At 50.0% G+C, this 22,622-nt stretch carries 23 protein-coding genes, 1 tRNA gene and 2 pseudogenes; 19 read left to right on the forward strand and 7 right to left on the reverse strand.

Going from position 1 to position 22,622, the window contains the following annotated elements; translation table 11 throughout:
- Positions 1-30: 30 nt before the first annotated feature.
- Both ACESTR_RS10590 and ACESTR_RS10595 read right to left on the reverse strand, forming a co-directional pair.
- The gene (locus tag ACESTR_RS10590; RefSeq protein ID WP_004291423.1) at positions 31-393 is read right to left on the reverse strand and encodes a hypothetical protein; all 363 of its coding nucleotides are present in this window, start codon (positions 391-393) and stop codon (positions 31-33) included.
- Between the two features lie 11 nt (positions 394-404).
- Positions 405-1,640 (reverse strand): site-specific integrase, encoded by a 1,236-nt coding sequence (locus tag ACESTR_RS10595; protein WP_004291422.1) that lies wholly within the window; start codon positions 1,638-1,640, stop codon positions 405-407.
- Between the two features lie 391 nt (positions 1,641-2,031).
- Here ACESTR_RS10595 and ACESTR_RS10600 point away from each other — a divergent pair, with 391 nt between their 5' ends.
- The 12 genes and pseudogenes from ACESTR_RS10600 to ACESTR_RS10655 form a co-directional block, all read left to right on the forward strand.
- Positions 2,032-2,517, forward strand: a complete 486-nt coding sequence (locus tag ACESTR_RS10600; protein WP_373179273.1) for a hypothetical protein — start codon at positions 2,032-2,034, stop codon at positions 2,515-2,517.
- Complete coding sequence (locus tag ACESTR_RS10605) at positions 2,514-3,356, forward strand: tetratricopeptide repeat protein (protein WP_256128653.1); 843 nt, start codon at positions 2,514-2,516, stop codon at positions 3,354-3,356. Before ACESTR_RS10600 ends, ACESTR_RS10605 begins: the two co-directional genes overlap by 4 nt.
- A gap of 91 nt (positions 3,357-3,447) precedes the next feature.
- Entirely contained in the window at positions 3,448-4,266 is an 819-nt protein-coding gene (locus tag ACESTR_RS10610; RefSeq protein ID WP_177606270.1) for a hypothetical protein, read from the forward strand.
- Positions 4,267-4,268: 2 nt separating this feature from the next.
- Entirely contained in the window at positions 4,269-4,868 is a 600-nt protein-coding gene (locus ACESTR_RS10615) for an FG-GAP repeat domain-containing protein (protein ID WP_177606269.1), read from the forward strand.
- A 50-nt stretch (positions 4,869-4,918) separates the two neighbouring features.
- Entirely contained in the window at positions 4,919-6,088 is a 1,170-nt protein-coding gene (locus tag ACESTR_RS10620) for a hypothetical protein (RefSeq protein ID WP_276807328.1), read from the forward strand.
- A 54-nt stretch (positions 6,089-6,142) separates the two neighbouring features.
- On the forward strand, positions 6,143-7,213 hold the full coding sequence (locus ACESTR_RS10625; protein WP_149886147.1) for a hypothetical protein: 1,071 nt from the start codon (positions 6,143-6,145) through the stop codon (positions 7,211-7,213).
- Entirely contained in the window at positions 7,182-9,389 is a 2,208-nt protein-coding gene (locus ACESTR_RS10630; protein ID WP_373179276.1) for a hypothetical protein, read from the forward strand. Before ACESTR_RS10625 ends, ACESTR_RS10630 begins: the two co-directional genes overlap by 32 nt.
- A 205-nt stretch (positions 9,390-9,594) precedes the next feature.
- Positions 9,595-9,975, forward strand: a complete 381-nt coding sequence (locus tag ACESTR_RS10635) for a hypothetical protein (protein WP_014774484.1) — start codon at positions 9,595-9,597, stop codon at positions 9,973-9,975.
- Between the two features lie 271 nt (positions 9,976-10,246).
- Positions 10,247-10,319: transfer RNA gene (locus ACESTR_RS10640), tRNA-Phe, on the forward strand.
- 179 nt (positions 10,320-10,498) lie between these two features.
- Positions 10,499-11,059, forward strand: a complete 561-nt coding sequence (locus tag ACESTR_RS10645) for a zinc-ribbon domain-containing protein (protein ID WP_373179278.1) — start codon at positions 10,499-10,501, stop codon at positions 11,057-11,059.
- A 19-nt stretch (positions 11,060-11,078) separates the two neighbouring features.
- Positions 11,079-11,987, forward strand: coding sequence for an IS1595-like element ISBbi1 family transposase (locus ACESTR_RS10650; RefSeq protein WP_005807145.1), 909 nt, complete (start codon positions 11,079-11,081; stop codon positions 11,985-11,987).
- A 499-nt stretch (positions 11,988-12,486) separates the two neighbouring features.
- Positions 12,487-12,648: pseudogene (locus ACESTR_RS10655) on the forward strand (MJ0042-type zinc finger domain-containing protein); the annotation flags it as partial.
- A 161-nt stretch (positions 12,649-12,809) separates the two neighbouring features.
- On the opposite strand, the gene ACESTR_RS10660 reads toward ACESTR_RS10655, so the two are convergent.
- Entirely contained in the window at positions 12,810-13,409 is a 600-nt protein-coding gene (locus tag ACESTR_RS10660; protein ID WP_333848577.1) for a hypothetical protein, read from the reverse strand.
- A gap of 106 nt (positions 13,410-13,515) precedes the next feature.
- On the opposite strand from ACESTR_RS10660, the gene ACESTR_RS10665 reads away from it, so the two are divergent.
- Genes ACESTR_RS10665 through ACESTR_RS10675 form a run of 3 tightly spaced genes read left to right on the forward strand, consistent with a single transcriptional unit; the run spans position 13,516 to position 15,241 of the window.
- Entirely contained in the window at positions 13,516-14,076 is a 561-nt protein-coding gene (locus tag ACESTR_RS10665; RefSeq protein WP_039940680.1) for a Crp/Fnr family transcriptional regulator, read from the forward strand.
- Positions 14,077-14,129: 53 nt separating this feature from the next.
- Positions 14,130-14,846, forward strand: a complete 717-nt coding sequence (locus ACESTR_RS10670; protein WP_014774481.1) for an SDR family NAD(P)-dependent oxidoreductase — start codon at positions 14,130-14,132, stop codon at positions 14,844-14,846.
- A gap of 5 nt (positions 14,847-14,851) precedes the next feature.
- The gene (locus ACESTR_RS10675; protein ID WP_014774480.1) at positions 14,852-15,241 is read left to right on the forward strand and encodes a hypothetical protein; all 390 of its coding nucleotides are present in this window, start codon (positions 14,852-14,854) and stop codon (positions 15,239-15,241) included.
- Positions 15,242-15,325: 84 nt separating this feature from the next.
- Here the strand turns inward: ACESTR_RS10675 and ACESTR_RS10680 are convergent, their stop codons facing one another.
- The gene (locus tag ACESTR_RS10680) at positions 15,326-16,267 is read right to left on the reverse strand and encodes an NAD(P)H-dependent flavin oxidoreductase (protein ID WP_302781684.1); all 942 of its coding nucleotides are present in this window, start codon (positions 16,265-16,267) and stop codon (positions 15,326-15,328) included.
- Between the two features lie 144 nt (positions 16,268-16,411).
- On the opposite strand from ACESTR_RS10680, the gene ACESTR_RS10685 reads away from it, so the two are divergent.
- The gene (locus ACESTR_RS10685; protein WP_373179282.1) at positions 16,412-17,452 is read left to right on the forward strand and encodes a nucleoid-associated protein; all 1,041 of its coding nucleotides are present in this window, start codon (positions 16,412-16,414) and stop codon (positions 17,450-17,452) included.
- Positions 17,453-18,216: 764 nt separating this feature from the next.
- On the forward strand, positions 18,217-18,450 hold the full coding sequence (locus tag ACESTR_RS10690; protein WP_022044207.1) for a helix-turn-helix domain-containing protein: 234 nt from the start codon (positions 18,217-18,219) through the stop codon (positions 18,448-18,450).
- 41 nt (positions 18,451-18,491) lie between these two features.
- Here ACESTR_RS10690 and ACESTR_RS10695 read toward each other — a convergent pair.
- Positions 18,492-19,072 (reverse strand): annotated as a pseudogene (locus tag ACESTR_RS10695) (GNAT family N-acetyltransferase).
- Positions 19,073-19,189: 117 nt separating this feature from the next.
- On the opposite strand from ACESTR_RS10695, the gene def reads away from it, so the two are divergent.
- Positions 19,190-19,780 (forward strand): peptide deformylase, encoded by a 591-nt coding sequence (gene def / locus ACESTR_RS10700; RefSeq protein WP_130063310.1) that lies wholly within the window; start codon positions 19,190-19,192, stop codon positions 19,778-19,780.
- A 54-nt stretch (positions 19,781-19,834) separates the two neighbouring features.
- Here def and ACESTR_RS10705 read toward each other — a convergent pair whose 3' ends face one another.
- Both ACESTR_RS10705 and ACESTR_RS10710 read right to left on the reverse strand, forming a co-directional pair.
- A complete protein-coding gene (locus tag ACESTR_RS10705) occupies positions 19,835-21,187 on the reverse strand; it encodes an MATE family efflux transporter (RefSeq protein WP_022044203.1) in 1,353 nt (450 codons plus the stop codon).
- A 74-nt stretch (positions 21,188-21,261) separates the two neighbouring features.
- A complete protein-coding gene (locus ACESTR_RS10710; RefSeq protein ID WP_014774473.1) occupies positions 21,262-21,825 on the reverse strand; it encodes a Crp/Fnr family transcriptional regulator in 564 nt (187 codons plus the stop codon).
- Positions 21,826-22,046: 221 nt separating this feature from the next.
- On the opposite strand from ACESTR_RS10710, the gene ACESTR_RS10715 reads away from it, so the two are divergent.
- Positions 22,047-22,484, forward strand: coding sequence for an Hsp20/alpha crystallin family protein (locus ACESTR_RS10715; protein WP_014774472.1), 438 nt, complete (start codon positions 22,047-22,049; stop codon positions 22,482-22,484).
- Positions 22,485-22,622 lie beyond the last annotated feature (138 nt).

The following is a 22,622-nucleotide window of genomic DNA, read 5'->3' on the forward strand; positions in this document are numbered from 1 at the left end:
CCGTTTACTTGTCTTATGGGGTATGTGCAATCAGCAATACCCGGCTTTTCCGTTCTGTATGAACATCACGTATGTCTGCCGTTTCTCTTGTGAGAGTGCCTTTCCCACCAGCCATGTGCGGAACAGGTGGGTGTTGTAGGTATTCACCCTGAAAGCGACCGGGATGATGATTTCAAGGGCGTACACGTCCGCGTGCAGCCCGTTTTCAAGCTGCATGTAGCGGCACACCTCGTAGTCGTTCAGCACGTCCGACTTGCGGACGGCTCTGATGGCGGCGTTCACTGCCGGGACGGTCGTATGGAACAATCCGGCTATTTCGGTGGCGGTCATCCACACGTCGTTACCGGTTACGCTGACTGCCTTGTCCTCGATGATGATTGTGTCACGTTTCATGGCTTTTCTTTTTAGATGGTGCAACCTGCAAATTCCTCGACGCCGTTCAATCTTGCGGCAAGGTTCTCCATGTCCTGATTGAGCTTCTCTTTGGTTATCTTTGCGTAAATCTGCGTCGTCTTTATGCTCTTGTGTCCGAGCATGGAGCTGACCGTTTCGATGGGAACACCGTTGGAGAGGAATATCGTCGTGGCTGCCGTGTGGCGGCTCTGATGCCACGTGATATGCTTGGTGATGCCGCAACGCTTGGCGACGGCACGGATACCGGCAAGGCACGTGTTATAATGCGGAACGGGAAATATCCTGCCGTCCCCGCACAGTCCCCGGTATTTGCCGATTATGCGGTTGGCGATGTCGAGCAGGCGGATGTTGGACACCACGCCCGTTTTCTGGCGGTTGATGTTTATCCACTCGTGTTCGTCGAAGTAGGTGCGGATATTCTCTTCCGTAAGGTTGCGCATATCCGCGAACGACAGCCCCGTGAAGGCGCAGAACAGGTAGAGGTCGCGGTACAATTCCTGTTTGGCGTTTTTCAGTTTCCCCTCCATCAGCAGGCGGATCTCATCTTTGGTCAGGAAACTGCGTGTTGTTTCCTCCTTCTTGATTTCATACTCGCGGAACGGGTCGCGCGTCAGCCACTCGTTGTTGATGGCGATGAATACCATCGTCCGTAACGGGCAGACGTACAGCCACACGGTATTGGTGCAGCAGTGCTTGTCCGTGCGCAGGAACATCTCGAAGTCGGAGATGAAAGCCGGGGTAAGCTCTTTTAGGGCGATGTCCTTCACATGGTAGCGGATGTCGAGGAACTCTTGCATGTGCTTGTAAACGGTGCGGTACTTCAGCAGCGTGCCTTTGGCTTTCATGCCTGCCTCCACCTGCTTCTCGTAGTCCTCGTTGTGCTGGCGGAACACCTGCATCAGCGTGTGGTAGCGGTGTTCCAGTCCGAGAAAGGCGTTCTTCACCTTCTCCGCCGTGACGAAGTTGTCACGCTCCATGATTTCCTGATAATGCCTGTTGATGCGTACCCGCATCTTGTCAAGCATACGGTTCGTTTCGAGTGCCGCCGTGCTTCTGCCCGTGACACGTCCACCTTTGGTGTCCCACAGTTTCGGATCGACAGTCAGTTTGCAGCTGAACTGTGTCTGGCTGCCGTCCACCGTGATGCGTCCCATGACGGGAACTGTCCCGTCCTTTTTCACTACCTGACGCTTGAGGTAGTAGATTACTGAAAATGTACTCTTCATTGTCCTTAATTTTTGGGTTTCAAAATTAGTTGGTGAAGAGTCCGGTGTTGGTACGCAAAACGGGGAGGAACGGCGCAATCTTTTTCCGTAACCTGATTTTTCGCATGAGTTATGGATAACTCACTATTCCTTAGAGCCTTGTTTCGCTATTCGTACCCGTTTGTCGCATTTTCGGGCATGGTTACGAACAAGTAACGTAGCGGCGTCAGGATTTGGCTTCGGCAGGGATTGTAATGGCTTCACGGATTATCGCCACTTCAACCAAAACCCTTGTAACTCAATTCTATCACTATATCTTTCCGCATTTCACTTTTTTGTAGTAACTTTGCGCCATATATATCTGGAAATACTCTTTCATTTTGGATGGTTTAGCGTATTAATATCTTCAATTTTGCCAATATTCTTTGTAAAACAGAAAAATGCAAAATTAGACAGAGGTAGCAAAATAGGCTTACTGATTGTTGTACTATTGTTTGATTTCACGATTGCCATGCCTAATATTTTTGGTGATGAAATAATGGAAGCCAGAATATACGGTAATGAAAACTGTTACTTAATACAAAACGGAGAAGAATGGAGTTGTCATTTATTAAGCGTTACAAATCCCGATGATAAGATATGGACGGATTCAGTTGTAATGCGGACTATCCAATATTTTCCGAAAGATAATTCTTGGTGGGTGGCTGATAATGGTGATTCTATTCGTATAGAAAGTACAAAAGTGTACCACTCAAATCTGCAAATAATACATTCCAACGGGAAAAGCTATCAAGTCCGCACATTGGGTTATGCAGAAACAGAATACGGTAATTGTTGGCAATCTAACATATGGCGCAAAATCAAAGGATTGTTTTGCAAAGAAGAAAACGAACGATGAAAAACTACTTACTTATACTGATGGGCATTTTGTTCGTCTGTTGCCAAAGCCAACCCGAAAGACCATTTTCAGAGGCCGAGAAATTGGCTGATAAGCAATACTACCAATTCTTTCATTGGATGCTTTTCGGTGATGGAGATAAAGATACCGCAGTCGAAAGTCTGTTTAAGTCGGCAGAAGCAGGTTATGCAGAATCACAGAGCCAATTAGGGGGTTGCTATGCCTATCGTCCCGACTTGATTAAACGAAAGGGGGCAGACATTGATTCTGCTGTTATATGGTGGCTCAAAGCGGCTGAACAAGAAGATTATGTTGCACAAAAGGAATTGGCGATATTCCATGTAAGAATGAAAGAGTGGAAACAAGCTAAATACTGGCTCAAACGCGCTGAAAAGAATGACTTTGAAGATGAAACACTCTATCACGAAATTAGAGGCTATGAACGCAGGAATGTGCAACCTATTCCAAAGGAGAGTAGAATTGCTGTCAAACAGTACTATCAATTTTTGAGTTATGTCCAATCTGGTTATAAATTGAATTTCGACATTAAGAATCTGATTGAATCCGCAGAATCGGGCTATGTTCATTCCCAAACGGAATTAGCGTGTTGTTATGCCTACCGTCCCGATTTACTCGGATGTGAAAAGCCACATATTGATTCTGCTGTAATCTGGTGGCATAAAGCCGCAGAGCAAGACGATTGGGTTGCACAAGAAAAATTAGCCCAGCATTATGTCGATTTACAAGATTGGAAACAAGCTAAATTCTGGCTGAAACGAGCCAAGAAGAACGGATATAAAGATAAGGAGTTGCAAAAGAAGATTAGGAAAAACTTATAGCATCGATGAAATAATTTTAAAGGCCAATATTAATTACAATCTTCATAAATACTTTACATTAATTAATTATCAATCTATAACACTCAATCCGATGACACGAGAAGAACGAGTAAAAATATGCGAAACCTGCAAACATTGCCAAAAGGACATAGAGCGAGGAATTTTGTGTGGCCTTACCAATGAATATGCAGATTTTGACGATAAATGCCACTTATACGAACCGAGCGAGAAACAACAAGTAAAAACTCGCGCCAGACGAATTATTGCTAGAATGAAAGAACCTTCTGACAACGGATTATCGTTCGGTGAATGTATTGCTGTTGTTGTAACTTACTTGTTTTGCTTGATAAGTACGCTTGTTGGTGATGAGGCAAAGTCATCAATCGTAATCTTGGCAGTAGGGTTCATGTTGGTAGCATTAATCTGTCTGGATTATTATTACCTTAAGTATAAACGAAAAAAGAAGATATTTGGCGAACTGACGTCATCTGCCATCGAACAAATCATTAAAATCGAAGGTTTCTATCCCTACAAGGAAAACGGGGATATATACTTTAAGTCAGAAAGTATAATCTATCGTATTATGCACGAGGCTCCCAAATTCTCACTGCTTTTACAAAGGCCATTCCAAGGCTATTATAAGATTGCTCTTCTTGCCGCCACCAAGGTTATGAGTAATACCATAGTTGGGAAAATAGAGGTATTGGAACAATCAGGAAAATCGTCACAATTATTCATATCATTTTCTGCCGAGAGTCTTATTCACTACGTGGATGAATTAAGAGTAAACTTTTCTTCCTATTTTGAAATTATAAATATAATGCATGCCCAATTCTTAGATGAATATCACAAACTGGAAGAAGTTGAACAGGCGCATAATCCATTATATGACACAACATTGATTAACTAATTATGAAACCCTACTTACTCCCCATATTCGTCCTGCTGATTGTTGGGTGTGGGAATAGGAATCCAGCGAATATAGTTGTAGAAAATAGAATAAGGCAAACTGAACAAACCGATTCGATTATAGGAGATAGTTATGAACGAGATACTATACAAGGGGATTTTAACGGTGATGGAAAGATCGAATATGCTTACAGCGAATCAAACCCTGCTGAATATTACAGCCTTGATGAAGTAGATGATGGGAAGCTCAATAATATAACATTCAGTAATCCAACAATTCCTGCCATAGAAACTGAATTTCAGATTGAGCGCTTAACCAACGAGGGTGATTTGAATGGTGATGGTACGGATGAAATTGGCTTTATTGAGAGAGCTGTTAGCCGCTTTGTTTTCTATAAGGTATATTCACTTCGTAAGGGAGTGTGGAAAGAAATAGTGAGTGTATATACACATGATGCCTTTTTTGACCCTATAAATGGCGATGCGCCCGATTTAGTAAGGATCGCCCCTAATAAGACAGGGTATGTAATCGTTCAAACGATTGAATGGGACGATGAAACAGAGTGGCACAAAGGGGTTGAAAAATCGGTAAAGATTAAGTGACATATTTTTCAAGGGCTATATAAAATGAACATTTTATAATTGTGTCACAGATGATAAAGAACTGTATACTAATACTTGTTGTTGGCTTAATAATGCTTGGTTGTGGCGATAGACAGGTAAGGCAGATTGAGCAGGTTGGAGAAGATTCAACGGAACTTACAATCAAGACATATTATGATACCATCCATTTTAAGTTTAAGTGGAGAGATGCTGATTCTATCCCTTATTTATTTGGCAAGCCATCAAAAGACAAGATAGCTGAATATCAACGACGATTCGATAGTTTGCATCGTACTGAACGTTACGGTTTCTATGATAGAATCGAATGGTTCCGAGATATACCCCATATCACGGCGGTAAATGATTTTGCTACTTTATGGTTTACGAATAAAACAACGCCTTATCAAGATGATTTAGATATGATTCTTTGGCGTATTAATGAATATTACCCTCTTAATTCTTCTACAACGGAAACAGAAAATTTCCAAAGATTTTCGGAACAAATTGATTCATTATTATCATACTCGCTCGGCTCACAATGGGATGCTAATATACAAGCATGGTTGGCGACCAAATTACATGAATGTAAGGTAGAAATATACAACAATCGACTGTTGGATTGTAGCAATGAGTTTAAGGATATTTTAATTGCAGAACATTGTGCATGGAAAGAATATGAAGAAGCCTTACATGATATATGCGATAAATTAGTTGTCGGGAAACATGGTGGGTCAGGAGCACCACTGGCGTATGGCGAGTTCTTCATTGAAAGCTACGAGCAGAGATTGATTTCATTATTGGATTATTATTTTACTTTGGGTGATTCCAATTATCAGCCGACAGAACGACATAGGGTGATTCCAGATAAAATGGTACATAGAGCATATTCGGATTTCTTTGATGTGATTAATTCAGGTTATGAGGAATATAGCGTGGAAGAAAAGCAATGTGCCTTAAAAAATGATATGCGCTTTTGGGATAAATGGATGGCTGAACGTAGAAAAGTATCAGCACAATTACCGATGCCGCTCAAAAAAGTTTATGATAATTGTACGAATAATCTCAAGCGACGAAAATTGATTCAAATAAAGAGCAGATATTGGGGATATGGAATATGTAGCAGTTTTGAGTTGGATTGTATATTAAAAAAGGATTGCTCTGATGAAGAACTGTTTAGCTATGATTATCAAACACGATATGATGCTTTGTTAATCAAGTGACATATTTTTCAAGGGCTATATAAAATGAATTTTTTGAAATTATGTCACCAGAATATGAAGAATTACTTACTAATATTGGCCGTGTTGGTTATGGTCGGTTGCGGTAACCGACAAACCCATCCGCAGGAACAATGCAATACGGTGGATTCTACCACTATCAAAAGAATTGTACCGCACGGTGAATACAACTCTATATATCATTGGAAAACGACGTTCAATCCGATTAATTCGGAGCTGGCGTTTCTGCGTAAGCACAATGTAAAACGGCTCTATCTTCGTTTTTTCGACGTGGCTTTGGACAATCATTGGCTGGAGGGAGAATTGTACCCAGTACCAATTGCTACGACCGTTTTTCGGCAGGTTCCTCCCGCCGATATGGAGATTGTCCCTACCGTCTATATCACATTGGAGGTATTACGCCAAACCAACGTGAAAACGGCTGATTTGGCGAACCGCATCGTAACACGCATTTTGGCAATGGCAACCCGTCATAAGATCGGTAACATCAACGAGGTGCAATTCGATTACGATTGGACTGCAACAACGCAAAACAGCTATTTCGAGTTGTGCCGCATAGCCAAAGATTCATTGCATGGCAAAGGAATCGAATTAAGTTCCACGATCCGATTGCACCAACTGCGGGGCGATTGCCCACCTGTCGATCGGGGCGTGCTGATGCTCTACAATACGGGTGCGTTGCGCAATGCAGAAACCAAAAACTCGATTTTGGACTATTCCGATGTAGCCCCCTATCTGACGAATGCCAACTATCGGTTACATCTTGATTTCGCCTATCCTGCCTTCGCTTGGGGAATCTGGTTCAGAGATAATCGTTTCAAAGCGATCTTACGGACGACGGACTATTCCGACCAGACTTATTATCGACGCCAAAGCGACGGAACCTACAAGGTGCTGAAAAATCATTATCTGGAATCCCACGAATTACAGAAAGGGGACATAATCCGATTGGAGAGTTCCCGATATGATGAGGTGCTCAAAGTAAAACGACTTGCCGAAAAACAATTGAAAGACGACAGCTATTCAGTCTTGCTTTATCATTTGGATTCAACCTGCATTTCAAACTACACGACCGATGAAATCGAAACTCTATACGACCTTTTGTAGCATGGTTTTACTCCTTGCGGCTTTTTCTGTAAATAAGGCTTATTCGGGAGGTGGGACGATTTATAAACCAGCCGAATACCGTACCTATCGTGTCTATGATTACAGCAAATCTTATGATCTGGACGAATATGGGCGATGGCGACCTAAACAGACTAAAAGTAAAATAACGCAAAATTGCGAATTGTGGCAAGAACTGACTTCTACTGCAATTCCATTGGATGATATTTACCAAGCTGTTTACCGCTACACCAGCAAGGAGATCGAACGAATTACGAACCTTATCGAACAACCAGCCCAAGATACGCTGATGCAAAACCGATTCGTTGAATGGATCGTAACACATAAGGATCGGAAGATCGCGGAACTTCTGTCTATAATGAAACTCTGCGAAGAAATCCGCATGGAGCAGAACAATCCGTGGTATTATCCGACCGACAAGGATCAAGTAAGCGTTACCTTGTCTGACGTCGCTCGTCGTGCAATGGCTTATAACGAGTACAGATTGCGGGATCGTTACGCAATACAGGCGATTCGCGCTTTGTTCGCTTCATCACAATACGATCGTTGCATCAACTATTGGAATGAAGTACAGCCGCTTTTGCCTGACGGATTGATTAAGCAAATGATTCGTCCTTATATCGCGGGGACTTACTATCGGATTGGAGAAATAGAGCGGGCGACGCGCCTATACGCCGAGTGCGGAGATATTGAATCGTTGCTCTTCTGCGCCAAGAAGCAAGGAAAACCGATGAACGAAATCGGATTGTTGGAACTGCTTTGCAATTGCGACCCTAATTCTCCGCAAATTACTGAAATTTTGCAGAATAGAATAAGGGCGATAGAAGATGATCTTCATTCTTATAAATCCAAAAGTTGGGATGAAGTCATGCGGTTACGGGACTTGGCAAGAAAAGTAGCCCAAGAGGGTAAAGCATCCAATCGAGCCATGTGGTACTACACAGCCGCTTACCTTACCGATCTGGACGGAGATACGCAAACCGCATCGAATCTGTTGAGTAAAGCCGAAGCTGTACAAGGTAATGACTATATAAAGGAATCCATCATGGTTTTGCGCATCTATCTGAATGCTAAATCCAGCATTTACAATGCAAAGTATGAAGAAAAGTTGCTTCGCCAGCTTCGATGGCTCGATAACAAGATAAAAACAAATATCGACGATCGTGTCAGAAAGGCGACATGCGAGGGGTTTGATATTAAATATAATCGCAGCTACTATTATTGGAACGATATGTTGCGAAAAATTGTGTTTTCAGTCATTGCTCCGCGATATATCGAACAAGGAAATTATACCCGTGCTATTCAGTTGGCGAACATGGCGGATAACAATCTGCTCAATATCGTAAATAAACAAACTGCTGTTTTTGAGGTGAAAAACCGCTGGGAAGAAAAATGCGTTTCATTATCTGAATACCGTAAGGGAACACAATGGGATAACGTGCTTGATTACAGGAATAATTTATTTGCATTGATAGATACGGTCGGAGTAAATCATCTGATCGCTTATACCGAACGGTTGCAAAAACCACAAACGGCATTCGATCGTTTTATAAACCAGCGAAGCTATACCGATACGGATTATTTCAATGAGATAATCGGAACACAATGTTTGCGAGAAATGCGCTATGCAGATGCGATAAAATACTTCGGTAAGGTTTCGGCAGCGTTTCAATACTCCTTGAATACATACAAAGACGGATTTATGAAGTGGGACCCATTTTCACATGGACGGGAAAAACTGCCAGATAATTCGGATTATAAATACAATTTTGCCCGTGAAATGTACTCTTTGGAGCAATCCATCAAACAGACGGTGGATCCGAATCGAAAAGCATTGTTACAAATACGATATATCATAGGATTAGAAAATTCTATTAATCGTTGCTGGGCTTTGACGCAATATTACAAAGGCGACATGATTTATTGGCTGGATTATGATATAGATTGGACGAAACGCCCTGCATGGAAACGGGCTGAAGCACGACAAAAGCGGCTTTTGTCAGATGCGTTTGATATGATAACCGATCGGGAAGTAGCCGCAGATGCACAATGGATATTGAGCCGCCATTGGATTGTTATGAAAGAATATTCCGCAACGCGACGGGCAGATTATCTACGACGACATTGCGATTTATTGCGGGACTATGCAGAACGATAGTCAAGAAAAGATAAGACGTTGAAAAATCGGTAAAGATTAAGTGACACATTTTTCAAGGGGTATATAAAATGAATTTTTTGAAATTACGTCACCAAAATATGAAGAACCACAATGCTAATCCTCGGCCATACGGTCGGGGATTTTTTTCTTTAGTGGAATTTGCAATCTTACCAAATAATTTCGACATTTGAGTAAATAAACAGCCATGCAAAAATCACCCAATTACATCACTAAACTCCAACCCGACGAAATCTTCGTGTTCGGTAGCAACCTCGCAGGTATGCACGGCGGGGGTGCTGCACGGTTGGCATATCAGAGATTCGGGGCTGTCTGGGGACAGGGTGTCGGATTGCAGGGGCAGAGTTATGCCATACCGACCATGCAGGGCGGAGTGGAAACAATCCAGCCCTATGTGGACGAGTTTATCGAGTTTGCAAAGCAACATCCACAACTGAAATTTTTGGTGACGGAAATCGGTTGCGGGATAGCAGGGTTTAGTCCATCCGAGATTGCCCCGCTGTTTGAACAGGCAGGAGAGGTGAAGAATATCTACTTGCCCGAACGGTTCTGGATGGTTTTGAAATGACTTGCGAAAAGGTTGATGTTGGATAGAAAGCGGTTCTAATCGCGGTTGTATGATTGTTTGAGGGCAGAAAAGTTGTAAATTTTCGAGGAAACTTTTGCAAGTTTGAGAAATTTGCTTACCTTTGCACTCGCAATGAAACCGAAATGGGTATCGTTCTTTGCAAAAACGACTGTGTAAACCACGTTGTAAACCGAACTGAAAAGGTCGGGTGTCAGAGAAAAAGATCGAGTTTCGTAATCATTTGTAAACGAGTTTTATAACTCAACAGGATGGTGCCATAGCTCAGTTGGTAGAGCAAAGGACTGAAAATCCTTGTGTCCCCGGTTCGATTCCTGGTGGTACCACATTATTAAAGCGCAAATAGCCATTAAGGCTATTTGCGCTTTTCAGTGTCTGATTTTGTCTGCAAATTGTTTGCATCTTCAAATTTTCCCACCTTTTTGTCTTGGCTGCTTGGTGGTCGAAGTAATAAACAAACTCTCGAAAGTGAACGATTTTTTTATTAAATTCGTTTTGCCAAGAAATGAAAACAACAGATTTCATAGACAAATTGAACGCACAAAATTCTAAAATTACTGTGCTGGGAACATATGAAAGAAACAACTCTAAAATCGCTGTAAAATGTGACATCTGTGGTTGGGAGTGGACTCCGATTCCATATAGTCTGTTAAAAGGGCATGGATGCCCCAAGTGTGCGAGAGTCAAGCAGAAAACCCATGCCGAGTTTGTTGAGGAATTGCAATCTCAAAGAGACGACGTCGTGCTGATCGGTAGGTATGTAAAAGCGCTCGAAAAAGCCAAATTCAGATGTTTGAAATGCGGACATGAGTGGAATGTCACTCCTGCGCATATCCTTAGTGGCAGGGGATGTCCGGCGTGTGCACTCTCTCGTCGAGGAGCATCCCAGCGTCTGACAATGGAACTGTTTTTAGAGCGTCTTCATGAAATCGATCCGAATCTTGTCGTCAGGAAAGGCGTGGAGTATCGTAACAATCGTACACGTATGCCACTACGCTGTAAGGCTTGTGGATATGAATATGAAACTGATTCTCCGCAAACACACCTAATATTTTTAGTATATTAGCGCTCAAAAAGCAGGGATTATGAACATATTCAGTTTTACGGCTCATTTCGGTTCGGAGGAAGATTGTCGTTTGCATTTCAAGGAGCAGCGTGATAAGGAAGGGGTTGTCTGCAAGCGATGCGGGGGCACTTCCCATTATTGGTTACAGGGTAAATGGAGTTATGAATGCAAAGGTTGCCGTTTCCGCACCTCGTTGCGCAGCGGTACGATCATGGAGAGCTCCAAGCTGCCGTTTCTGGTGTGGTACAAAACGATGTTCCTGATGAGTTGCACAAAAAAGGGATTCTCCACCAACGAACTCCAGAAGCAATTAGGATTGAAGCGTTACGAACCGGTATGGGCGATGGTACACAAACTCCGCAGGGCGATGGGCAACCGGGATGCAAGGTATACACTGGAAGGGATGATAGAACTGGATGAGGGTTACTTTTCGGTGGCCAGTAAGGAAATCGAGCGAGGCAAGGGTACACGTGGCCGGGGAGCCGAGGGAAAGCAGAACGTTGCGGTGATGGCCGAAAGCACCCCGTTGGAAGATATCGAAACGGGCAAAAAGGAGAAGCATGTGCGTTATTTCAAGGCCAGGGTACTGGATAGCCATCAAAGTGAAGGAATCAACGGCGTGGTCAGGGACTGCATGGAGGATGATGCCATCGTATTTTCGGACAAAAGCACTTCTTACGTTGACATCTCCGATCTGGTGGAATTGCACGTCACCGAGAAATCAGACGCCAAAACCACCAAGGAAACACTCAAATGGGTGCATATCGCAATCAGTAATGCAAAACGGACATTGCTGGGCAACTACCATAAAATCAAAAGGAAATACTTACAGTTGTATCTCAACGAGTTTATTTACAAATTAAACAGACGGTATTTTGGAGACAAACTCTTTGACAGACTAGTAATTGCGAATATAACAGGTGCATAAACGGATAATCAGATATGAAATAACACCTCATGATGTTCTGCATAGCCGGGGCTGTCCGAATTGTCACAGAGCATGTACCTCTTTTTTAGAGCAGTTCATATATCATTCTTTTGTTCGTGTTCTTGGGGAATCCAAGGTCCTGTCTAGAGATAAAACCGCAATAGGGGCTGAGTTAGACATATACATACCTGAATTGAAAGCGGCTATAGAACCCGGTTCGTGGTATTGGCATAAAAATCTGGTGGCAAGGGATAGGAAGAAACATCGGATATGTAATGAAAAAGGAATCAAGCTTGTAACCATATATGATCATTATGATAATGAGACTCTTCCTTTTGATAATTGCTTTGTGACTGATTGTGACCTTGCTCATGTCAGCAATAGAAATAAACTGATCGATATGACAAAAAGACTCTTTTCGGAATTTGGCTTGGATTCAATTCTTGATACAGATGAATGGGTAAAAATTAGAAAGAGAGCCAAAATGGATTCAAGACGAATGACTACGGAAGAATTCAAAGAAGAACTCTTCGGAATCAATTATAAAATCAGGGTCGTCGGCGAATATACGAAGGCTAATGACAGGATTAAAGTTCAATGTAAAACCTGTAACCATACATGGAACGCAATACCGGCTTCTTTGCGTTTGGGTGTCGGATGCCCTAAGTGTGCCGGCGTTTTACAACTTACACATGACCAGTTTGTGGCAAGATTACGCGTATTGCAGCCCGATCTGATTCCACTGACGGAATATATCAACACGAAGGAAAAGGTTGTTGTAAAATGTAAAGTATGCGGATATGTATGGTCTACTCAACCTTATCATCTTACTGCAACATCTCCAAGACAAAGAACGGGATGTCCGAAATGTTCGGGCAGGGGCCGGAGAACTCCGGATGAATTTGTTGCGGAGATCGCAAATTTGTCACCTGCAATTAAAATCATTGGAACGTTTGTTGGTAGAAATAAACCTATATTGGTGCAATGTGCCGAATGTAATAGGATTTGGCACGCATGGCCGGGGAGTTTATTGAAGGGCGGCGGTTGTAAAGTTTGCAAATCGAAGCAGGCAATACGACAAAGGAATCGGAAGATAAGGTGCATTACGACCGGAGAGATATTCAATACATTAAGAGAAGCCGCTGAAAAGTACAATGTGAGTCCATCGTCTGTTTGCATATGTTGCACCAATCTTCCAAAGCGTAAGCATGCCGGGGGACTGGAGTGGGAATATATTTTAATATGAAATGAAAAAGGCAGGTTTCTCAGACCTGCCTTTTCGCGTTTGCGATCGTATGCTTTTTTCGACTTGTGCACGGCCCGGAACCTTGCCGGACGGCCGTGCCGTGCGATTTCCTCTTCGCGGCTCGCCTTGCGGTGGGCCTTGAGGTAATCCTGCTGGGTGATCTTTTGCTTTTTCATCTTGCGTTGCGTTTTGACGAGCCGGTGATTTCACCGTTCGCGGCGGCAAAGGTAGCGAATTCGTCCGGATCGGCAAAATCCGCAAAAAAACTTATCTTTGCCGACGATGGATTTCAACCGTTACATATCGGCCGCCGAATTCGCGCCGCTTGCCGAGCTGTTCCGCAGGGAGGGTGAAAGCCTCTTCGTCCCCAAGGACGGCTGTTTTTCGTTCCAGCAGGTCCGCAACCGCCGTAGCGGATTGGTCGAGGAGGGCGCTTTCCGCTATGTGCACGCCACGGAAGCGGGCGAGCGGCATGTCGTCGGGTACGCTTTCGCCGGGGAGTTCGTCGGCGACTATATCTCGATGCGCAACGACGCCCCCGCGTGGGTGAGTATCGAAGCGATGTGCGACAGCCGAGTGCTGACGCTGACGGGCGAACGGCTCGAAAAATTCTACCGGACCGACGCTGCACACGAGCGCTTGGGCCGCACCGTCGCCGAGCATATGCTGGCCGAGATTTACGAACGGCTGCTGCAATCGTACGTCTCGACTCCGCAGGAGCGTTACGAATCGCTGCTGGCGCGCTGTCCCGGCCTGCTCGAACTGGTCCCGCTCCGGGAGCTGGCCTCGTTTCTCGGCGTGCGTCCCGAAACGCTGAGCCGCATTCGCCGCCGGGTGCGGTGATTTCTTGATTCGGATCAAGTGTTTTCCGCTTTCCGCGTCCTATCTTTGCGCATATGAAACGAGCTATTGTCATCGGTGCCACTTCCGGCATCGGCCGCGGCCTTGCGGAGTGCTTTGCGGCGCAGGGATATGCCGTGGGGCTGGTCGGCCGCCGGGAAAATCTGTTGAAGGAGATCGCGCAGGCCGATCCTGCTGCATACCGCTTTGCCGTCGCCGACGTGACGCGTCCCGCCGAGACCGTTGCGGCGCTGGAGCATCTGGCCCAAGAACTGGGCGGCATGGATTTATGCGTGGTCTGCGCCGGAACGGGCGATCTGAATCCCTCGCTGGATTTCGCGCTGGAAGAGACGGCCATCCTTACCAACGTGCTGGGCTGGACGGCGGCCGCGGACTGGGCCTACAACCGTTTCGAGCGGCAGGGCGGCGGACATCTGGTCGTCGTCTCGTCGGTCGGCGGACTGCGCGGCGGGGGAGCGGCTCCGGCCTACAACGCCTCGAAAGCCTATCAGATCAACTACGCCGAGGGACTGCGGCAGCGCGCCGCGAAATCCAGACTCCCGCTTTACATCACCGACGTCCGTCCGGGCTTCGTCGATACGGCGATGGCCAAGGGTGACGGTCTGTTCTGGGTGATGCCGGTCGAAAAAGCCGTCCGGCAGATCGTGCGGGCGGTCCGCCGCCGCAGACGGGTTGCGGTCGTCACCCGCCGCTGGCGCATTGCGGCGTGGCTGCTCCGGCATATGCCCGACGGAATCTACCTCAAAATGTAATGTGTATGAACGGATGGTTTATTGCGGCGGGGACGCTGCTTATCGCGGCGTTTTTCGTCCATGTCGTTTCGGGGAACCGCTTCTATACGGCAGCCTGTCCCGGCCGGAACGCCGCCGCGGACAAAGCCTACGAAGCGTGGCTGATGGGACGGTGCGGCGTCCAGATGATTACGGCGGATCTGGCCCTCGGAGCGGTATTCCTGCTGCTGCTCGGCTTCGGAGTCATTCCCCGCAATTTCCAGCTGGAACTCTTCCTGCTGCTGACTTACGGCGGCTGGTTCCTGCTTTGGCTGGTGTCGCTGGGCTATGAACGCGCGGCGAAGACCCGTTACCTGCGCCTCTGCCATTGGGCGCTGTTTCTGACGGTCGCCCTGCTGGTCCTGCTCGGCATGTAGCGGCGGTAGGCCCGGCGTCTCTTCGGCAGACTGTCCCGGTTGGGACGGCTGCTTTTCGCCGGCCCGCCTATCCCCGAAGGGCCGCTATAGAGTCGTGAGCGATTTCACGCCGGCGTTGTATTCGTCGATGATCTGCCGGACGATTTCGCCTGCCGGCGGCAGATCGCGGATCAGCGACGCGATCTGTCCGATCTCCAGCTCCCCGTCTGCGAGGTCGCCCTCGAAAATGCCCCGCTTTGAACGCCCGCGGCCCAGCAGCTCCTTCAGTTCTTCGGCCGAGGCGCCCCGGTTTTCGGCGGTTTCGACTGCCGTGTAGAAGTCGTTGCGGATCAGGCGCGTCGGCCCGATCTTCTTCAGCGCCAGCATCGTGCCGCCTTCTTCCAGCCCGATGCAGAGCCGTTTGAAGGCGTCGCTGGCCGAACTCTCTTCGGACAGCGCGAAGCGGGTGCCCATCTGAATGCCCTCGGCTCCCAGCGCGAACGCCGCCAGCATGCCCCGGCCCGTGGCGATGCCGCCCGCCGCGATCAGCGGAATCGTAATCGCTGCTCGCACCTGCGGAACCAGCGCCATCGTCGCCGTCTCCTCGCGGCCGTTGTGCCCGCCCGCTTCGAATCCCTCGGCGACGACCGCATCGACACCCGCTTCCTGACTTTTCAGGGCGAATTTCGTGCTCGACACCACGTGTGCGACCTTGCAGCCTGCGGCATGCAGTTGCCCGGTCCATGTCTTCGGGCTTCCCGCCGAGGTGAATACCGCCGGGACCCGCTCCTCCATGACGACCTGCATGATCTGCTCCGCGTAGCGGTACATCAGTGGGACGTTCACGCCGAACGGTTTGCCGGTCGCCGCGCGGCATTTGCGGATGTGTTCGCGCAGCAGGTCGGGCGTCATCGAGCCTGCGCCGATCAGGCCCAGTCCGCCCGCGTCGCTTACGGCCGCCGCCAGCCGCCAGCCGCTGCACCAGATCATGCCGCCCGCGATGATCGGGTAGCGAATGCCGAAGAGTGTGGTTATTCTGTTTTCCATGCTTACGGAAGTTTAGTCGTTGCAAAAGTAGCCAAATTATCGGGAGTCCGGCAGGGCGTTTCTGCTAAATACCCGGTTTTTTGCTTGCCCGGTCCCGGAAAAATCCCCATCTTTGCCTTCCGTTTTACGCAAACAATACCGAAAATGCTCTATACCGAAGAATCCCGGATCGGCGCGCTGGCCGTGCATATCGTGGGCAACAAAGCAAAAGACGAGCCGCTGATGGTCTCGCCGTCGCTCTCCGACCAGCTCTCCGACGCGGCCCTGATGCAGACGCTGCTGGCCTATTTCATGGGCGGTTTCAAGTCCGAGGAGTATTTCAACCTCTACCACGACACCGACCTGACCTGCAACGAGGTCTGGAATTTCACCTGCAGGATCTTCGACGACCCCGAATCGTTTTACGACCACTCGGTCAGCCTTGCCAGACATCTCTACGAAACCGGCATGCACCCCCAGATCAAGAGCGGGGAGTTCTATGTCGTCTACTTCACCGACTGCCGCTTCGGGGGCGAGACGGTCGATGCCGTCGGGCTGTTCAAGTCTGAGACGCGCGACACGTTTCTCGACGTCGAGGAGCAGGCGTCGGGGCTGCATATCGCCGCGCATCAGGGGATCAACGTCAATAAGCTGGACAAGGGGTGCGTCGTTTTCAATACCGAGCGCGAAGCGGGTTTCGCGGTCTGCGTCGTGGACAACACCAACCGCGCCGAAGCCCGCTACTGGATCGACGATTTCCTGCACGTGCGCCAGCGTCAGGACAACTACCACAATACCCACAACGCGATGGCCATGTGCAAGAAGTACGTGACCAAGCATCTCCCGAACGAATTCGAGGTGTCGAAAGCCGATCAGGCCGAGATGCTCAACGAGACGATGAAATACTTCAAGGAGCAGGACAGCTTTTCGCTGGACGACTTTTCGGAGAAGGTGATCCGCCAGCCCGAAGTCATGGAGAGCTTCTCGCGCTACAAGCAGGAGTACGAGCAGGACCGCGACATCCGCATCGAGGACGAATTCGCCATCTCCGAATCGGCGGTCAAAAAACAGGCCCGTTCCTACAAGAGCGTCATCAAGCTCGACCGCAACTTCCACATCTACGTCCACGGCAACCGCAGTCTGCTCGAACAGGGCGAGGACGAGAAGGGCAAGTTCTACAAGGTCTATTACGAAGAGGAGGAGTAGCGGCGCCTTCGGTTCTCCTCGGTCGATCGGCGGCCCGCATCGCTGCGGGCCGCTTTTTTGTGTCAGGACCTTTTGCCGGCGTTTTTCGGTGTTGCGCGGGGCGGCTGTTCCCTGAGTGGCTGGTGTCTCCGGTGTCTCCCGGTGTTTCCGGCGAAATTCGCAGCGATTTCTCCCGTTTCTCCCGTTTCTCCCGTTTCTCCCGTTTCTCCCGTTTCTCCCGTTTCCCTCCCGCGTCCCGTATTATACTTTTTTCATCAGCCGTCTGCTACCCCCCCCCGTCCGCCGTTTTTCCGCTCGCCGATAGGCCGTCCCTCTCCGTATTGTCCCGGAAAAATTCTTTTTCCCGATCCGAAACCGCACCGGAAACCCGCCGCTGCGCTGATTTTGCCCCGTTTTACTTGTTTTATTCCATTATTTTTTGTAATATGGATTTATTATCCGCGCGTGTTGTGACTGCACGCACGGACGGTACCGGCCATGCGGAACCGGATGTTTTCCGAAGAATCTGTATTATGGCCGCTGGGGGTTGTGATAATTGTAGCTTGCGACGGGAATCTTTTTACCGTCACACCGATCGTTTTGGGATGTGACGCCGTCTTGGCGGGCGGATTCTTTTTATCCTGACATTCCGAAACGGCGCGATTGTGGTGCGAACGGGTGTGAGTTCCCGGCCTGCCCGCGATTGAGCTTCGAAACGGGGCACTTCTTTTGTAAGCTACAAGTGTGTGGTAAAAAATCAGGCTATTATTCCGGTAATTTGCGCTATGAAAAAGCAGCGGCGAAATGACTTTTTTATTGGGCAGGTTGTTGCCGGGCTGAGAGCGGCCCGGTTGGAACGCAAGCTGACTCAGGAGAACGTACGCTTCGATACCGATCTGAATATCGCACGGATCGAAAGCGGGCGGCACAGTATTTCGCTGACTACGATCGCCGATTTATGTGACTATTATAAGATTTCTCCAGCGGATTTGTTCCGGAACATTGCGACGCATCCCTGACTTCACACAGAAAGAACCGGTCTCAAGACCGGTTCTTTCGCTTACGCTTCAAAGGGCTTCTCGAAAGCCAGCCTTTCACCGCTTTCATAGATGATTTTGCCGCAGTAGGCGAATCTCAGCCTTTCGAGCATCCGCAGCATGTAGCGGTTGTCGAAATTGGTGTCCACCCTGAAACTGCCGACGCCCCGTCCGCGGGCCAGCGCTTCGGTGCGGCGCATGAACTCCGCCGCCACGCCGCGGCCCTTCTCTCCGTCGGCCACCGCCAGCCGGTGCAGGACGACGTAGTCGCCCCCGGTCAGCCACGCCCCGTCTATTGCCCCGTAAGCCGGTTCGCCGTCGAAAACCACCCCCCCCCGTATGCGATCACGCCGCCGGGTACCGTCCCTTTGTCGTACTTCTGCGGCGTTTCTGCAGCTACGGGTTCCTGCGCCGTGCTGGACTTCTCGAACACATACCCGTACCCGCGCGCTATGTCGTTGTCGATATCGGCCCGTGCGGGGTAGCCGTCCTGCCATTGCCGGCTCCCCAGCGCCCGCATCTGGGCCTGTGCCTGCCGGATGATCTCCATGATGCGCTCCGCATCGGCAGGCTCGGCCTTCCGGTATTTCAGATCTTCGTTCATGGCGGCAAATATAGGATAATTGCCGGAATTGGAAAAGACTTTTTTTCAGTCCGAAGGGGCGTGCCGCCGTACGGTGAATATATTTTCGTATTTTTGCCGGAAACAGAACATGCCGATATGAAGAGACTCGTTATAGCCTGCGCCTGCCTGCTCGCCGCCTGCGCGGTCCAAAAGGGATTCACTGATAAGGAATGTGAAGTCATTGCCTCGCAGAGCGGAGCGGTCATGCGCTTGTGCCGGATCGGTGACCGTGCCGATTCGCTGTTTCTTCGGCGGAAGGCCGCGCCGCTGGGTGCGGAGGAGCTGAGGTCGGAGTATTTCCGCCTGCTGAAGCAGGGCATGCTGCTCACCGTGCGGGATCCGGCCGACGAAGGTGTCGGAATCGCCGCGTCGCAGGTCGGCGTTTCGCGCCGGCTGATCGCCGTGCAGCGTTTCGACAAGCCCGGCGAACCGTTCGAATGCTATGTCAATCCCGAAATCGTCGGTCGCTCGGCGGCCCTTACCGCCGGCAGGGAGGGGTGTCTCTCCGTCCCCGAAACGTCGGGGACGGTTCTGCGAGCTGACCGCATCGTGCTCCGCTATCTGGATGAAACGACCCTGCGGCCGGTGACGGATACCGTCGAGGGCTTTACCGCCGTGATTTTCCAGCACGAAATCGACCACCTCGACGGAGTGCTGTTCATCGACAGGATGCAGCGCGGGAATTAGTCCATTCCGACGCAGAAAGCGGGAAAACCTTCGGTAGGGTTTTCCCGCTTTCCCTTATGCGAATGCGAAGCGTCTGCTGCGCAGCAGATAGACGAGCAGCAGTGTTTCGAGCGCTTCCGCGACGGGTACCGCGAGCCAGATACCCGTCACGCCCGCTATACGCGGCAGGAGCAGAAAGCAGAACGTCATCAGCACGATGCCGCGCAGAACGGTGAGTCCCGTTGCGAGCCGTCCCCGTTCGATGCTCTGGTAGTAGCCGATCGTCACGACGTTGATCCCGAAGAAGGGATAGCCCGCCGCGAACCACGGCAGTCCCTGCACGGCGATGGCGTACGCCGGGGCGTCGGGCGTCAGGAACAGCCCGACGATCCACGGACTGCATAGCCACGTGAATCCGAACGCCGCCGCGCCGCACAGCGCCGCCGTGCCGAGCGCCATTCGCAGCGCTTTCCGGCCGCGCCGCATCAGCCCTGCGCCGTAGTTGTAGCTGATGATCGGCTGCGCCGACTGGATGATGCCGTTGTAGACCATGAAGATGATCGGGAAGATGTAGCAGGCGATGCTGTACGCCGCCACGCCGTCCTTGCCGACGTAATGGATAAAGGTGTAGTTGCCGACGATCATCAGGCTCGAAATGGCCAGCTCGCTCAGCAGCGCCGGGAATCCGATATAGCTCATGTACCAGAGATTGCGCACCGTGAGCCGCATGCTTTTGCCGCTTATCTTGAGCTTCACGAACCGGAGCGTCCGGCTGCGGCGGAACATGTACCAAAGTATCACGCCCGAACCGACGACGTAACCGATGCCCGTGGCGACGGCGGCGCCCGCCAGCCCCCATTCGAATACGAAGATGAAGAGGTAGTCGAGTACGATGTTGATGCACGCCGCCATGATGTTGCAGGCCATGGCGAATCCCGGCGCCCCGTCGAGCCGCACGATGAACATCAGGATGTTGAAGACGGCCAGCGGTGCGAGGAACAGCGTGAACCATACGAGGTATTCGCGCGCCGGGACCATCAGTTCGCCGGGGGTGCCCAGCAGCAGGAGCAGCGGTTCGTGCCAATGGATCAGCAGGGCGCTGAGCAGGGCGATCAGCAGCGCCGGAAGCACCAGCGACTGCGTGATGTTGATCTCCGCCACGCGTCGTTTGCCCTGCGCGAGGTTGATCGACGCCACGACCGAGCCGCCCATGCCGAACATCAGTCCCAGCCCCGTGCCGAGCGTGAAGAGCGGCGCGACGATATTGACCGAGGCGAGGGCGTCGCTGCCTATGCCCCGCCCTACGAAGATGCCGTCGGTGATGACGAACACGGCCGAGAAGACCATGCCCATGACCGTGGGAAAGAGGAAGCGCCGGAAAAGTTTTCCGACGTCCGAACTGCTGAAATCGATACTGTCTCGTTGCATATTCCTTACTTTTTTCGAAGTGGTGCAAAAGTAAGGCTTTCGGCGCGGGGAAAAGTTACCTTATGATAATTTCGTCATTTGATTTCGGCCCGGATGCGGCTCAGGCTTTGGGGCGTGAGGAAGAGGTAGGCCGCGAGGTCTTTCAGCGCGATGCGCTGCAATAATTGGGGATATTCGCGCAGTACGCGCTTGTACTGCTCGCTCTTGTCGCGCCATGCGAAGTCGGCGAAATACTCCTCGTGCCGGCGCAGCTGCTCTTCGGCCATGCGGCGGCCCCAGTCGGCCAGTTCGGCGTCCGCCGCGAAGAGCCGGTCGATCTCCTCGCGCGGCAGGCGCACGAGCGTCGTCGGCTCCATGGTCTCGATCGTGTGGCCCGAAATGCCGCCGGGCCATGCTCCGAGCGTCGATGAGGTCGGATCGCCCTCGAACGCGAAGGAGAGGATCACGCACTTGTCCTCGCGCATGACGTAGGAGCGCGCCGAACCTTCCGTCACGAAGCGGATCTCCTGATCGCGCTGTCCCTCCTCGACGATGATCTCCTTGCGGGCGTGGACGCTTTGCGACGCATGCCGCATCAGCACTCCGGCAGCCCGCTCCGAAAGCCCGTAACGGCCGCGCAGTATTTCGGTGAATTCCATGCCGCGAAGTTACGTATTTTTCCCGTACTTATGAAATGCGCCGTCCGCTCCCGGCCTGCCGGTCTGTCATGTCGTATTTGCAGGTTTTGTGACAATTCGTGACATTTTTGCATTTATTCGGCGCTGGCACAGGATTTGACCCTCTACGGATGAAACCGCTCCGAGAGAGGGCGATAAAAAGGAAAACAGTTAAACCGAATAAAACCAAGGAGGACAAAATTATGACACCTGCAAGAACGAATCAGAACTGGCTGCCGGGAATTTTCAACGAGATTCTGGGCGACAACTGGCTGGCCGAGCGCCGCAGCACCACGGCTCCCGCCGTCAACATCATCGACGGTGAAAACGAATACAAGGTCGAGGTCGCCGCTCCGGGTATGACCAAGGAGGACTTCAAGGTCCACATCAACGAAGACAACGAGCTGGTGATCTCGCTGGAGAAGAAGACCGAGAACAAGGAGGAGGACGCCAAGCGCAAAGGCACCTACCTGCGCCGCGAATTCTCCTACACGCAGTTCCAGCAGAGCCTGCTGCTGCCCGACAATATCGAGCGCGAGAATATTTCGGCCAAGGTCGAAAACGGTGTGATGACCATCGACATTCCCAAGAAGAAGATCGAGGAGACTGCCGCCGCCACGCGCCAGATCGAGGTTAAATAGGGGCTTGCGCAGCCTGAAGATAAGCAGAGCGTCCGTAAGGGCGCTCTGCTTTCGTTTTGCCGTCGGCGTCCGGCTTTGCCGTCGGCGTTCGGCTTTGCAGTGGGTGTCCGGCTTTGCGGTGTGCGTCCGGTTTTACGG

It is taken from the genome of Alistipes sp. DJF_B185 (assembly GCF_964250025.1).
Classification (GTDB): Bacteria; Bacteroidota; Bacteroidia; order Bacteroidales; family Rikenellaceae; genus Alistipes; species Alistipes finegoldii.

Excerpts from the sequence above, each read along its gene's own strand:
- ACESTR_RS10590 (WP_004291423.1), bottom strand. The coding sequence starts at position 393 with ATGAAACGTGACACAATCATCATCGAGGACAAGGCAGTCAGCGTAACC.
- ACESTR_RS10595 (WP_004291422.1), bottom strand. The coding sequence starts at position 1,640 with ATGAAGAGTACATTTTCAGTAATCTACTACCTCAAGCGTCAGGTAGTG.
- ACESTR_RS10605 (WP_256128653.1), top strand. The coding sequence starts at position 2,514 with ATGAAAAACTACTTACTTATACTGATGGGCATTTTGTTCGTCTGTTGC.
- ACESTR_RS10610 (WP_177606270.1), top strand. The coding sequence starts at position 3,448 with ATGACACGAGAAGAACGAGTAAAAATATGCGAAACCTGCAAACATTGC.
- ACESTR_RS10615 (WP_177606269.1), top strand. The coding sequence starts at position 4,269 with ATGAAACCCTACTTACTCCCCATATTCGTCCTGCTGATTGTTGGGTGT.
- ACESTR_RS10620 (WP_276807328.1), top strand. The coding sequence starts at position 4,919 with ATGATAAAGAACTGTATACTAATACTTGTTGTTGGCTTAATAATGCTT.
- ACESTR_RS10625 (WP_149886147.1), top strand. The coding sequence starts at position 6,143 with ATGAAGAATTACTTACTAATATTGGCCGTGTTGGTTATGGTCGGTTGC.
- ACESTR_RS10630 (WP_373179276.1), top strand. The coding sequence starts at position 7,182 with ATGAAATCGAAACTCTATACGACCTTTTGTAGCATGGTTTTACTCCTT.
- ACESTR_RS10635 (WP_014774484.1), top strand. The coding sequence starts at position 9,595 with ATGCAAAAATCACCCAATTACATCACTAAACTCCAACCCGACGAAATC.
- ACESTR_RS10645 (WP_373179278.1), top strand. The coding sequence starts at position 10,499 with ATGAAAACAACAGATTTCATAGACAAATTGAACGCACAAAATTCTAAA.
- ACESTR_RS10650 (WP_005807145.1), top strand. The coding sequence starts at position 11,079 with ATGAACATATTCAGTTTTACGGCTCATTTCGGTTCGGAGGAAGATTGT.
- ACESTR_RS10660 (WP_333848577.1), bottom strand. The coding sequence starts at position 13,409 with ATGAAAAAGCAAAAGATCACCCAGCAGGATTACCTCAAGGCCCACCGC.
- ACESTR_RS10665 (WP_039940680.1), top strand. The coding sequence starts at position 13,516 with ATGGATTTCAACCGTTACATATCGGCCGCCGAATTCGCGCCGCTTGCC.
- ACESTR_RS10670 (WP_014774481.1), top strand. The coding sequence starts at position 14,130 with ATGAAACGAGCTATTGTCATCGGTGCCACTTCCGGCATCGGCCGCGGC.
- ACESTR_RS10675 (WP_014774480.1), top strand. The coding sequence starts at position 14,852 with ATGAACGGATGGTTTATTGCGGCGGGGACGCTGCTTATCGCGGCGTTT.
- ACESTR_RS10680 (WP_302781684.1), bottom strand. The coding sequence starts at position 16,267 with ATGGAAAACAGAATAACCACACTCTTCGGCATTCGCTACCCGATCATC.
- ACESTR_RS10685 (WP_373179282.1), top strand. The coding sequence starts at position 16,412 with ATGCTCTATACCGAAGAATCCCGGATCGGCGCGCTGGCCGTGCATATC.
- ACESTR_RS10690 (WP_022044207.1), top strand. The coding sequence starts at position 18,217 with ATGAAAAAGCAGCGGCGAAATGACTTTTTTATTGGGCAGGTTGTTGCC.
- def (WP_130063310.1), top strand. The coding sequence starts at position 19,190 with ATGAAGAGACTCGTTATAGCCTGCGCCTGCCTGCTCGCCGCCTGCGCG.
- ACESTR_RS10705 (WP_022044203.1), bottom strand. The coding sequence starts at position 21,187 with ATGCAACGAGACAGTATCGATTTCAGCAGTTCGGACGTCGGAAAACTT.
- ACESTR_RS10710 (WP_014774473.1), bottom strand. The coding sequence starts at position 21,825 with ATGGAATTCACCGAAATACTGCGCGGCCGTTACGGGCTTTCGGAGCGG.
- ACESTR_RS10715 (WP_014774472.1), top strand. The coding sequence starts at position 22,047 with ATGACACCTGCAAGAACGAATCAGAACTGGCTGCCGGGAATTTTCAAC.